This window comes from Arsenicicoccus bolidensis DSM 15745, from assembly GCF_000426385.1.
In the GTDB taxonomy this organism is placed as follows: Bacteria; Actinomycetota; Actinomycetes; order Actinomycetales; family Dermatophilaceae; genus Arsenicicoccus; species Arsenicicoccus bolidensis.
In genome coordinates this window covers 35723-47314 of the sequence record NZ_AUFG01000014.1, presented here as the reverse complement: position 1 = coordinate 47314, position 11592 = coordinate 35723, and the positions used below count along the sequence as shown (strand labels likewise).

Sequence of the window (11592 nt, the reverse complement as noted above, 5' to 3'; positions counted from 1 at the left end):
CGGTGACCGACGTGCTGCGGCCAGTGCGGGTCGAGGTCGTCTCCGGCACCGACGCCGACCTCGTGGCGGACCGGTTGCGTGCGCTGGACGCCGCAGCGCCGTCGCCCGGCCTCGTCACGGTCTGCGTCGTCGGGGCCGCCGGGGTGGCGCCGTTGGTGCTGGCCGCGCCGGGGTCGCCGCTCGCGGGCAGCGACGTGATGCTCAACTGGGGTCACGGCGTGACGCGGGACGCGCTGGTCGACCGGCTCTGGGGCGAGCGGATCGAGCCGCTCGCCCGCCGCCTGGCCGGGCTCACGGGGCCGTCACCCGCGCCGGCGCGGCTCGTCGAGCACGACCAGCGCTGGGGCGTCGTCGCGCACGGTCAGCTGTCCCGCCTGGCGCGGGCGCTCGGCGAGGCGGGCGTCGATCGCGGTGGCTCGGGTGGCTCGGGTGGCTTCGGCTACGAGCACATCGGGTCCACGGCGGTGCCGGGGCTGCTCGCCAAGGCGTTCGTCGACCTGCAGCTCGGCGTCGACGAGATCCCTGCTGCCGGCGGCGCGTTCGACGAGGCGCTCCTGCGGTGCGGCTACCTGCCAGCGGTGGGGTCTCGGCCCGACTCGCCCGGCGTCGACCGGGACCTCGAGATGTTCCCGGGTGCGTGCGCCGAGGAGGACTATCGCAAGCGGCTGTACTACCGCCCCGACCCGGGGATGCCGTCCATCCTGCACGTGCGGCGGGCCGGGACGCCGTGGCACGACTACCCGATCCGCTTCCGCGACCTGCTGCGCGAGTCCACCCAGCATCGCGAGCGCTACGCCGCGGTCAAGACGGCTGCCGCGCAGGCCCACGCCGACGACGCGGACCACGACGACTGCACGCGGGCCAAGGGCGAGGTGATCCGCGACGTCCTCGTGGCGGCGGGCTGCGAGCCGGGGCGGCTCGAGGCGCTGGCCCCGTTGCCGGTGGCCCGACCCGAGACGGCGACCCCGCGGCGCACCCGGCATACGGCTCGGGTCCTGCCCGTCGACCCCTCGGGCCGCGTGCTGCTGCTGCACGGGGTCGACCCGGACGACCGGGAGCACCCGCTGTGGTTCAGCCTCGGCGGCGAGATCGACCCGGGCGAGGACCCGGTGACGGCTGCGCTGCGGGAGCTGCGGGAGGAGGTCGGGCTGCTCGCCGGGCCGGGCGACGTCGAGGTGCTGGGGGAGCAGGCGATCGAGTTCTCCTGGGGGAGCGTGACCTTCGACCAGCGGCAGGTCATCTGCGCCGTCCGCGTCCGCTCCACCGACGTGGACCTGTCCGGGCAGGACGCGGTCGAGCAGGCCACCATCGACGAGGCACGGTGGTGGGCGCCGGAGGACCTGGCCGCCACCACCGACCTCGTCGGCGAGGGCCTGCTCGCCTGGGTGCGGCGCGCCGCGGCGCGCTGACGGCGGGGGTCAGGCGCCGCGCAGCAGGACCCAGTGCCGCATGTCGTCGTACGACCCGTCGTCGCGGGCGCAGAACTCCGGTTCGTGGCCCCACTCGGCGAACCCCGCGCGCTGCAGTACGCGCGCGCTCGCGTCGTTGTCGGCGACGGTGGAGGCGAGGAGGCGCCGCAGGCCGAGCCCGCCGTCCGCCGCGTCCGCCCAGGCGTGCTCGATCGCGAGGCGCACGGCGCCCGAGGCCAGCCCGCGCCCTCGCGCCGACGGGAACAGCACGTAGCCGATCTCGGCGGTCCCCGGCTGCTGCCCCTCAAGGATGAGGCACAGGTCGCCGCGTGCGCGGTCGCCGGCGGTGTCGGCGATGCACCAGTGCACGCTCTGCCCCAGCGACATCCGGACCCGTCGGCGCAGCACCCACGCCTCGAAGGTCGACGGCGTCGGCTCGGCCCCCGGCGGCATGAAGTGGGTCGGGGAGTCGCCCGGCTCGCAGCTCGCCCCGTCGTCGTCGCGCCAGGCGCGCAGGCGCACGTCGCTCGACTCGCGCGTCACGGGGTCGAGCCACAGGGACGCCGGCCGGTCCAGGTCGTCCTCCCGCCCGACGCTCGCCACCCACGCGTCCGCCAGGCCGTCCGGGTGGGGGAGATAGCCCGGGAGGGTCGCGTGCCGTGCGAACCCGCACGACCAGGCGACCCGCCACGAGGCGAGGTGGCCGGCCATCGCCATCCAGGTCACGCGCTCCCCGCCCTGCTCCCACCACCACCGGCAGACGAGGCGCAGCGCGCGCGCCGTCAGGCCGTGGCCGCGGGCCTGCGGGTGGAGCCCGAAGCCCACCTCTGCGCTGCCACCGCCCCGGGGTCGCAGGTCGATGGTCCCGGCGAACTCCGGTGCGCCGTCGGGGTGGTCGAGCCACTCGATGGCCCACCAGCGTCCCCGGTCGGGCACGGCCCACTCCTGACGGGTCATGGCCAGGAAGGCCTGCGCCGCGTTCGCGTCGTACGGCCGCGGGACGGTCGTCCACCGCAGGCTCGCGGGGTCCGTGCACTGCTCGACGATCGCCGGGACGTCGGCGTCGGTGTGCGCCCGCAGGAGCACCACGCCGTCGGTCAGCTCGGGGACGGGGGCGTGGGCGTGGGCGTGGGTCATGCCACCCATCCTGCACCGTGCGGTCAGGCGGTGGGCCAGCCCTCGATCACGTCGGCCGGCACGCCCACCGCGCGGGCACCGTCGAGGATCTGGGCCCACGTCGTCGCGTCGACCGGGGCCCCGTCGCGACGGGCCTCCCGGGCCGCCACCTCGGGCTGGCCCGGCAGCAGCACCGGCTCGCCGGGGACCGCGGGGCGGGAGGCGGCCACGGACTCCAGGAACAGGTCGGTCTGCTCGGCCATCGCGCTGCCCTCGAAGGCCTCGGGGGACAGGACGATCGACAGCAGGTTGTTGACGATGGCGGCCTCGTGCGTCGTGGTGGCGGCATGCGTGGTGAGGCCGCCGGTCACGGCGCCGGCGAACAGCTCGGCCATGACCGCGAGACCCGACCCCTTGTGCAGCCCGAACGCCGTCAGCGCACCGTGCGGCTCGGTCCACATCACGCCCGGGTCGGTCGTGGGGCGGCCCCCGGCGTCGAGGGCCCGACCCGGCTCGAGGGGGAGACCGGCGTTGTGGGCGACGCGGGTCTTGCCCAGCGCGACCGTCGACGTGGCCATGTCCAGCAGCACGGGGTCCTGGCCCTCGCGCGGGACGCACAGGCACACGGGGTTCGTGCCGAAGCGGCCGTCCGTTCCCCCGAAGGGGGCGACATACCGCTCGCCGACCACGCTGGCCAGGTGGATCGAGACCTGCCCGGCGCGGGCGCACTGCTCGGCCCAGTGGCCGATCCGACCGACGTGGTGCGAGCCGCGCACGGCGGTGACGCAGACGCCCAGCTCGCGCGCCCGAGCGATGGCGAGCTCCATCGCCTCGTGGGCCACGACCTGGCCATAGCCCTGGCCACCGTCGATCGTCAGGACCGCGCCGGCGTCCTTGACGACGGTCGCGCCGACGCCCGGGTGCAGCTCGCCGACCGCCAGCGCCTCCAGATAGCTCGGGACCATGCCGACGCCGTGCGAGTCGTGCCCGGCGAGGTTGGCCGCGACCAGGTGGTCGGCGACGAGCCCCGCCTCGCGGGCGTCGCTGCCGGACGCCTGGACGATCGTGCTCACGACCTCGTGGAGCAGCGTGGGGTGGACGGTCAGCGAGGGTACGGTCATGCCTCCTTGATATCGGCTACCGTGCCCGGGTGACCAACCCATCACCCCAGCCTCCCGTGGCGCGTCGCGTCGAGACGATCCGCGAGCACCACGGGGACCGCGTCGTCGACCCCTACGAGTGGCTGCGGGACAAGGGCTCGCCCGAGGTCGTCGCGCACCTCGAGGCGGAGAACGCCTACACCGAGGCCATGACGGCGCACCTGGCGCCGCTGACCGAGCAGGTCTACGACGAGATCCGCACGCGCACGCAGGAGACCGACCTCAGCGTCCCCTCGGCCTACCGCGGGTGGTGGTACTACTCCCGGATCAGCGCCGGCGAGCAGTACGGCCGCGAGTGCCGCGTGCCGGTGCGGCCCGGCGAGCTGCCGCCCGAGCTGACCGACGGTGCGCCCCCGGCGGGGGAGCAGGTCCTGCTCGACGCCGAGGCGCTCGCGGCGGACGCCGACTTCTTCGGCGTGGGCTCCAGCGAGATCAGCCACGACGGCACGCTCTACGCCTACGCCGTCGACCTGACCGGTGACGAGGTCTACGACCTGGTCGTGACCTGGGTCGGTGACGACCCCACCCGCACCGGGCCCGTCGGCGAGGTCGTCGACGACGCCGTCCACAAGGTCGGCTACGGCCTGGCCTTCTCCCGCGACGGGCGGCACGTGTTCTACGCCCGCAACGACGACGCCTGGCGGCAGTTCCAGGTGTGGCGCCACGAGGTCGGCACCCCGGCCGACCAGGACGTGCTGGTGCACGAGGAGACCGACGAGCGGTTCTGGGTGGGCGTCGGGTCCAGCCGGGACGACGCGTGGATCATCATCGCGGCGGGCTCCAAGGACACCTCGGAGACCTGGCTGCTGCCCGCCGACGACCCCTGCGGCGAGCCTCGCTGCGTGGCTCCCCGCCGCGAGGGGGTCGAGTACGACGCCGAGCCCGCCGGTGACCGCCTGCTCATCACCCACAACGCCACCCACGAGGACTTCGAGCTGGCCCAGGCGCCCCTCGGCAGCACCTCGGCGGAGGACTGGCAGAGCCTGTATGCCGCCGCGCCGGGCGAGCGCGTCGTGGGCGTCGACGCGTTCCAGCGGCACGCGGTCGTCTCGCTGCGGCGGGACGGCCTGACCGCGCTCGCCGTGATGGACCGGACGGACGACCCTGGGGGAACGGTCGGGCCGGACGGTGGTGGTTTCGGGCCGATGCGGCCGCTGGTCATGGACGAGGAGCTCGGCACGATCGGGGTGGGGGACAACCCCGACTACGCCTCGCACGTGCTGCGGATCGGGTTCACCTCCCTCGTGACGCCGCGCAGCGTCTACGACGTCGACCTCGTGACCGGGGAGCGCACCCTGCTGCGGCAGACGCCGGTGCTCGGCGGGGTGGACCTCGGCGACTACGTCCAGCACCGGGAGTGGGCGACGGCGGCCGACGGCACCCGGATCCCGATCTCGGTGGTGCACCGCAAGGACGTGGTCGCCGACGGCACGGCCCCCGGGCTCGTCTACGGCTACGGGTCCTACGAGGCGAGCATGGACCCGTGGTTCTCGGTGGCCCGGCTGTCGCTGCTGGACCGGGGCTTCGTGTGGGCGCTCGCGCACGTGCGCGGCGGCGGCGAGATGGGGCGCCAGTGGTACCTCCAGGGCCGGATGCAGCACAAGCGCAACACCTTCACGGACTTCGTGGCGTGCGCCGAGCACCTCGTCGATGCGGGGTGGGTGGCGCCGGACCGGCTGGTCGCCGAGGGCGGCTCGGCCGGGGGCCTGCTCATGGGGGCGGTCGCCAACCTCGCGCCGGACCGCTTCCGGGCGATCCACGCGCAGGTGCCCTTCGTCGACGCGCTGACGACGATCCTCGACCCGAGCCTGCCGCTGACCGTGGGGGAGTGGGAGGAGTGGGGCAACCCCCTCGCCGACCCCCAGGTCTACGCCTACATGAAGGGTTACTCGCCCTACGACAACGTCGCGGCGCGCCCCTACCCGGCGATCCTGGCGACGACCTCGCTCAACGACAGCCGGGTCTACTACGTCGAGCCCGCCAAGTGGGTGGCGCGGTTGCGCGAGCTCGCGACCAACGACCTCACGACGCGTCCGATCCTGCTCAAGACCGAGATGGTCGCCGGGCACGGCGGCGTCAGCGGGCGCTACCACGCGTGGCGCGAGGCCGCGTTCGAGTACGCCTGGCTCATCGACCAGGCGGGAGCGTCCTCGTGACCGAGCGGATCACCAAGGACACGCAGCTGTGCCTGTCGCTGTCGGCGCGACCGTCCAACATCGGCACGCGTTTTCACAACTACCTCTATCGCGAGCTCGGGCTGGACTACGTCTACAAGGCGTTCACGACCTCGGACATCACGGCGGCGATCGGTGGCGTGCGCGCTCTCGGGATCCGCGGCTGCGCGATCTCCATGCCGTGGAAGGAGGACGTCATACCCCTGGTCGACCAGATGACCGAGTCCGCGGCAGCGATCGAGTCGGTCAACACCATCGTCAACGACGACGGCCACCTCGTCGCCTACAACACCGACTATCTCGCTATCCGCAATCTCCTTGCGTCCCACGGGGTCTCGCCGACGGACGACTTCGCCGTCCTCGGCTCCGGCGGTATGGCGAAGGCCGCGGTCGCCGCCCTGACCGACGCGGGCTTCACCAACGGCCATGTCGTGGCGCGGAACTCGCGCACCGGCCCCGCCCTCGCCGCGAAGTACGGCCACCGCTGGGCGGACTCGCTCGGCGACCTGCGACCCGCGTTGATCCTCAACGCGACTCCCGTCGGTATGGCGGGCGGGCCCCAGGCCGAGGAGCTGCCGGTGCCACGGCCCGCCGTGGAGGCAGCCCGGACGGTGTTCGACGTGGTGGCGTTCCCCGCGGAGACGCCGCTGATCCGGCTGGCGCGTGAGCTGGACCGGCGCGTCATCACCGGAGCTGAGGTGATCGCCCTGCAGGCGGCCGAGCAGTTCGTGCTCTACACCGGGGTGCGCCCGAGCGACGAGCAGGTCGCCCGAGCCTCGGCCTTCTCCCGCGAGACCGCCTAGTCGAGACGCTTCAGTACTGCGGTTCGTCGCAGGAGCGGATGAGCTCGGCGGTCGACCGAGCGTCGTCGGCGGTGACCTCGACGTGGCCTGTCCGACCGCGCTCGCAGGTCGTCCGGGATCACGCCATCACTGTGCCTCGACGTCCGAGCAGGAGACGAGGTCTCGAATCGTGCCCGGAACCCCTTGCGCCCTAGCCGCGTCGAAGGTTTAAGTAATATCAAAAAGATGTCACACAACGACCAGCCAGGGGGACGCCATGAGCACGCAGCAGCCGCACGACCAGACCATCGACCCGCAGACCGCCCCACCGTCGGCCCGCCCCGTCGGCCACCAGGGCACGCGCGTCGACGTCAACGAGCGCCCGGCGTTCGCGGTCGACGGCTTCCTGGCGCTGGCCCTGTCGCTGCTGCTGTTCGCCGGAGGCATCTGGCTGATCATCAGCGGAGCGATCACGGCCAACGAGACGGGCCAGCCCCCGATCGGCAGCTTCGTCGGTGGCGTGGTCGTCATCCTGCTCGCCGCGATCGTGGCCAGCGCGGTCGTCATCATCCAGCCCGGCCAGACCAAGGTGATCCAGTTCTTCGGACGGTATGTCGGGACGGCGCGCCGCACCGGTCTGACGATGGTCATGCCGTTCACCTCCAAGCGGGGAGTCTCGGTGCGCGTCAACAACTTCGAGACCAACGTGCTCAAGGTCAACGACGCCGACGGCAACCCCGTGGAGATCGCCGCCATCGTCGTCTGGCAGGTTGCCGACACGGCCCGCGCCAGCTTCTCGGTGGAGCACTACGAGAACTTCGTCCGGGCCCAGTCCGAGTCGGCGCTGCGCCACGTGGCGATCTCCCACCCCTACGACACCGACAGCGACGAGGTCGAGTCGCTGCGCGGGTCCACCGACGTGGTGTCCGGCGAGCTGGCCTACGAGGTGGCCGAGCGCGTCGTCGTCGCCGGCGTCGAGATCGTCGAGGTGCGGATCTCCCACCTGGCCTACGCCCCCGAGATCGCCCAGGCGATGCTGCAGCGCCAGCAGGCGTCCGCCATCGTGGCGGCCCGCTCCCGGATCGTCGAGGGTGCCGTCGGCATGGTCGACATGGCCCTCGCCAAGCTGGAGGAGCAGGACATCGTCGAGCTGGACGACGAGCGCAAGGCCGCCATGGTCTCCAACCTGCTCGTCGTCCTGTGCGGCGAGTCCAAGGTCGCGCCGATCGTCAACACAGGATCGCTCTACCAGTGACCCCTCCACGGGAGCGTCGCGGCGGGGGCGAGCGCAAGCAGGTGCTGCTGCGGCTCGACCCCGCCGTCCACGACGCCCTCACCCGGTGGGCGGGTGACGAGCTGCGCAGCGTCAACGCGCAGGTCGAGATGGTCCTGCGGGACGCACTCAAGAGATCGGGCCGTATGCCGAAGGACGCGGGGCCGCTGCCTCGCCGCGGCAGGCCCCCGACCTCTGGGTGACGGCCACGAACCGACAGGGGTCGGTTCGTCGAGAGGGCACGGCGTGTCCCTTGCCGGATCGACCCTGTCGCAGGGGGACCCGCCCCAAACCCCCTGGTCAGTCGGCGACGAGCTCGAGCTCGAAGCCTTCGGCGTTCTCGACGAACAGCGCGGTGTGCTGCGGGCCACCCGCGTGGGGATAGCGGTCTGCGAACACCTCCACCCAGCCGTGCCGTGGACACTCCGCCCGCATCCGGTCGAGCTGCGCGCGATCCGTCACCCGCAGGGCGAGGTGGTTCAGCCCGGCATGGGTGCGGTGGTGGGCGCCGTCGACGGCCGCGGACTGCTCCAGCACGAGGTACATCCCGCTGGTGTGGTGCCAGGTCCGGCCGAGAGGCCAACCGGGGTCGGTCTCGGCGGTCCATCCGAGCGTGGTCAGGAGCCAGTCGAACGACGGCGCCGTCCCGGCGATGTCCGTCGTCCAGAGCTCGATGTGGTGGACGACATTCATGCCTGGAGCGTATCGGGGTCGCGGCGGGTCAGCGCCATACGAGTGAACCGTGGGGGAGAGGTGCATCCAGGTCGGGCACGGCCCGGGTGCGGCCGACCCGTTCGTCGCACCCGGATGGGAGACGTCCGCAACCCCTCCTAGCGTGGGGGCACCATCGACTGGCTGCCCGACTCCGACCCTGCGATCCGGTGGCAGGTCCTTCGTGATCTGACCGATGCCCCGCCAGAGAAGGTGGCGAGCGAACGTTGCCTCGTCGCCCGGGCCGGCTGGTGGCTGAGGCCCTCCCGAGCGGTCCCCTCTAGGGTGGGCCCATGAGCGCCGAGCCCACCCTCATCGTCCTGCTCGAAGGCGTCAGCGACGTCGCCGCCGTGCGAGCGATCATGCACCGCAACGACATCGGCGGCGACCACGTCGAGCTGCGCAACCTGCAGGGCGTCACCAACGTGGGGCGGGTGCTGCCGGAGATCCGGCAGCTGCAGCCGGACGCCGACGTCCTGGGGATGTGCGACGCGGCCGAGGCGAGGTTCGTCGAGCGGGCGCTCGTCGCCGACGGCCTGCCGGTCAGCGACGCGAGCGATCTCCCGGCCTACGGCTTCTTCGTGTGCGAGGCGGACCTGGAGGACGAGCTGATCCGCGCCCTCGGGACGAGTCGCGCCGTCGAGGCGATCCAGAGCGCGGGGCTCGGCGGCAAGCTCGAGGCGCTGCAGATCCAGCCGGCGTGGGCCGACCGTCCGCTGGCCGAGCAGCTGCATCGCTTCTGCGGTGTCGCGTCCGGGCGCAAGGAGCAGGTCGCCGGGGTGCTGGCCGCCGAGCTGTCGCGCGACGAGCTGCCCGAGCCGCTCTCGATGCTTCTCGACCGGATCGCCTGACCTCTCAGCCGCGGACGCGCGAGTCCCAGCTCCAGCTCGTCTGCCGGTCACGGTCGCCGAGGGCGGACCGCCCGGACTCTCGGCAGCGGGCATCTGGGCACTGTCGCACCCGCTCAGGACGGAACGCTACTGGTTTCGCCCCGCGACGCCTCCTCAGTCGGTGCGGCGGCCATAGTCGCCGATGCGGCCACGCGCGACCAGCTCGAGCATCGCCACGACGGAGAGCGCCTGCACGAGCAGCAGCGCCGCCAGGACGACGAGCTGGACGGCGGCGGCCTCGAGCGGCGTCGCCCCGCCGAGCAGCGTCCCCACGAACGCGCCGGGCAGGGTCACGAGGCCCACGGTGCGGGTCTGGTCCATGCCGGGCACGAGCGCGAGGGCGGCGTCCTCCCGGGCGACGAGCAGGGCCGCGTCCCGGTCGACGAGGCCGATCGACTGGCCCGCCTCGAACTCGCCGTGCCGCGTCGTCAGCGCGTCGAGGGTGCGCTTGCCGGCGAGCGTGGTCGCCGTCATGGCGTTGCCGATGAGGATGCCGAGGATCGGGACCAGCGCCACGGGCCGCAGCGGGATGACGCCGGAGGCGGCGAGCGCCACCCCGACGGGCACGGCCCCGATGCACACCGGCGCCGCCGCCCACCAGGTCCCGCGGCCGGGCAGCACCCGGCGACCGGCGGTGAGGGAGGCCACGCCCAGCATCAGGGCGACGAAGGCGAGGGTGAGCCACCAGCTCCCGAGCACCGCGGCGATGAGCAGCCCCACCACGCCCAGCTGGACGGTCGCCCGGGCGGCGGCGGTGAGGGTGGCGCCGGAGTGACCGAGGCCGCCCCACCGGTGCACCGCTGCGGCCGCGAGCGCGAGCAGCGTGACGACGAGCACGAGGCGGACGACGTCGGCGGTGCTGCCGACGGAGACGAGCGAGGATCCGGAACCCGTCGCGGGACCCATGGCCTGGTCAGCCGCCGTATGGCGGGTGCCATCCGCCGGCCTGGCCGCCCGCCTGCCCCGGTACCTGCCCCGGTGGCTGCCAGGTGGGCGACTGCTGCGGCGGCGCGGGGGACCAGCCGCCCTGAGGCGCGGCAGGCTGCGCCGGCCAGGCCTGTCCGGCCGGCAGCGGCACCTGGGGCGGTGGCGGGATCTGCGGGGTGGAGCGGCGCTGGATCCCGGCGCGTCGTGCCTGCCACGAGACGAGGGCGTAGGCGATGGACATGATCACGACCGAGGTCAGCACGGGCAGCGGGGACCCCTTGGTGTCGCCGTCGATGAAGCCTTCGTCGAAGCCGCCGAGCGTGAGCGACAGCGCCATGACCAGCATGTTGTTGACGATGTGCAGGGCGATCGCAGCTTCGAGCCCCCCGGTGCGCCAGGTGAGCAGGCAGGCGCAGACGGCAAAGACGGCGAGGTCGGCGAAGATCCACGGGTCCGAGCTGCCGTGCGCGGCCCCGAACGTCAGGCAGGACACGACGATCGGCACCGCGAGGGCCACCCAGCGGTGGGCGAACCACGACCCGATGCTCTGCATGACCCACCCGCGAAAGAGCAGCTCCTCGCCGGCGCACTGCAGGGGGGTGGTGAGGAGCATGATCACCAGCAGGGCCGCCCACTCCTTGGAGCGTCCGCCCTCCGGCAGCCCGTCGACGAGCGTGCCGATGGCGAGGTAGGCGAGCCACAGGGGCGCGAGGACCGCCAGGCAGCGCGCGAACCAGCCCCAGCGGAACCGGCCCGTCACCGACTGCAGCCAGCGTGGGTTCACGGTGTGCCCGACCCAGATCGCGAACAACGACACCGGGATCAGCGCGGCGAGCATGAGGTTGGTCGACAGGAAGGCCGACGGCGACATCCGGCCGGACGCCGCCGAGTCCATCCACTCCTCGAGGTCGCCCCCGGCCCCGACCACCACCGCCGCCGCGATCCCCGAGATCGCGATGACGACCATGAGGAGCGAGGCGACCACGATCACGATCGACAGCAGCGGGCGCCACCACCGGTGGCGGGGGCCCCGCAGGAGCTGGTGGTACTCCGTCGGCACGCCCGGAAGGTCGGGCAGTCGGTGAGGCGCCAGGGGGATCGTCATACGGCCCATTGTGGCTGAGACGACCGACAGGCCTGTCCGACCCAC

At 73.1% G+C, this 11592-nt stretch carries 11 protein-coding genes; 6 read left to right on the top strand and 5 right to left on the bottom strand.

Annotated features, from left to right (window positions below; translation table 11 throughout):
• Nucleotides 1-2: 2 nt before the first annotated feature.
• Nucleotides 3-1409 (top strand): GrpB family protein, encoded by a 1407-nt coding sequence (locus tag K313_RS22340; RefSeq protein WP_051274078.1) that lies wholly within the window; start codon nt 3-5, stop codon nt 1407-1409.
• Between the two features lie 9 nt (nt 1410-1418).
• Here the strand turns inward: K313_RS22340 and K313_RS0109610 are convergent, their stop codons facing one another.
• Complete coding sequence (locus K313_RS0109610) at nt 1419-2546, bottom strand: GNAT family N-acetyltransferase (protein WP_029211435.1); 1128 nt, start codon at nt 2544-2546, stop codon at nt 1419-1421.
• Between the two features lie 23 nt (nt 2547-2569).
• The gene (locus K313_RS0109605; RefSeq protein ID WP_029211434.1) at nt 2570-3646 is read right to left on the bottom strand and encodes a malate/lactate/ureidoglycolate dehydrogenase; all 1077 of its coding nucleotides are present in this window, start codon (nt 3644-3646) and stop codon (nt 2570-2572) included.
• A gap of 29 nt (nt 3647-3675) precedes the next feature.
• Between K313_RS0109605 and K313_RS0109600 the strand changes: the two genes are divergently transcribed.
• The 4 genes from K313_RS0109600 to K313_RS0109585 all read left to right on the top strand — a co-directional run bounded on the left by K313_RS0109600 (nt 3676) and on the right by K313_RS0109585 (nt 8117).
• A complete protein-coding gene (locus tag K313_RS0109600; protein WP_029211433.1) occupies nt 3676-5841 on the top strand; it encodes a S9 family peptidase in 2166 nt (721 codons plus the stop codon).
• A complete protein-coding gene (locus K313_RS0109595) occupies nt 5838-6662 on the top strand; it encodes a shikimate 5-dehydrogenase (protein WP_029211432.1) in 825 nt (274 codons plus the stop codon). The genes K313_RS0109600 and K313_RS0109595 overlap by 4 nt, the downstream gene beginning before the upstream one ends.
• A gap of 256 nt (nt 6663-6918) precedes the next feature.
• Nucleotides 6919-7896 carry an SPFH domain-containing protein gene (locus K313_RS0109590; RefSeq protein WP_029211431.1) on the top strand — a complete coding sequence of 326 codons (978 nt, stop codon included), beginning with the start codon at nt 6919-6921 and terminating at the stop codon, nt 7894-7896.
• Nucleotides 7893-8117 carry a type II toxin-antitoxin system antitoxin gene (locus K313_RS0109585; RefSeq protein WP_029211430.1) on the top strand — a complete coding sequence of 75 codons (225 nt, stop codon included), beginning with the start codon at nt 7893-7895 and terminating at the stop codon, nt 8115-8117. Before K313_RS0109590 ends, K313_RS0109585 begins: the two co-directional genes overlap by 4 nt.
• A 97-nt stretch (nt 8118-8214) precedes the next feature.
• On the opposite strand, the gene K313_RS0109580 is transcribed toward K313_RS0109585, so the two are convergent.
• A complete protein-coding gene (locus K313_RS0109580) occupies nt 8215-8607 on the bottom strand; it encodes a VOC family protein (RefSeq protein WP_019287211.1) in 393 nt (130 codons plus the stop codon).
• Nucleotides 8608-8918: 311 nt separating this feature from the next.
• Between K313_RS0109580 and K313_RS0109575 the strand changes: the two genes are divergently transcribed.
• Nucleotides 8919-9476 carry a hypothetical protein gene (locus K313_RS0109575; protein ID WP_029211429.1) on the top strand — a complete coding sequence of 186 codons (558 nt, stop codon included), beginning with the start codon at nt 8919-8921 and terminating at the stop codon, nt 9474-9476.
• Nucleotides 9477-9629: 153 nt separating this feature from the next.
• Here the strand turns inward: K313_RS0109575 and K313_RS0109570 are convergent, their stop codons facing one another.
• Together K313_RS0109570 and K313_RS20675 are read right to left on the bottom strand one after the other, a co-directional pair.
• Nucleotides 9630-10421, bottom strand: coding sequence for an ABC transporter permease (locus K313_RS0109570; protein ID WP_029211428.1), 792 nt, complete (start codon nt 10419-10421; stop codon nt 9630-9632).
• 7 nt (nt 10422-10428) lie between these two features.
• On the bottom strand, nt 10429-11547 hold the full coding sequence (locus K313_RS20675; RefSeq protein WP_029211427.1) for a CPBP family intramembrane glutamic endopeptidase: 1119 nt from the start codon (nt 11545-11547) through the stop codon (nt 10429-10431).
• Nucleotides 11548-11592: the final 45 nt, after the last annotated feature.

Excerpts from the sequence above, each read along its gene's own strand:
- K313_RS0109590 (WP_029211431.1), top strand. The coding sequence starts at position 6,919 with ATGAGCACGCAGCAGCCGCACGACCAGACCATCGACCCGCAGACCGCC.
- K313_RS0109570 (WP_029211428.1), bottom strand. The coding sequence starts at position 10,421 with ATGGGTCCCGCGACGGGTTCCGGATCCTCGCTCGTCTCCGTCGGCAGC.
- K313_RS0109605 (WP_029211434.1), bottom strand. The coding sequence starts at position 3,646 with ATGACCGTACCCTCGCTGACCGTCCACCCCACGCTGCTCCACGAGGTC.
- K313_RS0109580 (WP_019287211.1), bottom strand. The coding sequence starts at position 8,607 with ATGAATGTCGTCCACCACATCGAGCTCTGGACGACGGACATCGCCGGG.
- K313_RS20675 (WP_029211427.1), bottom strand. The coding sequence starts at position 11,547 with ATGACGATCCCCCTGGCGCCTCACCGACTGCCCGACCTTCCGGGCGTG.
- K313_RS0109610 (WP_029211435.1), bottom strand. The coding sequence starts at position 2,546 with ATGACCCACGCCCACGCCCACGCCCCCGTCCCCGAGCTGACCGACGGC.
- K313_RS0109575 (WP_029211429.1), top strand. The coding sequence starts at position 8,919 with ATGAGCGCCGAGCCCACCCTCATCGTCCTGCTCGAAGGCGTCAGCGAC.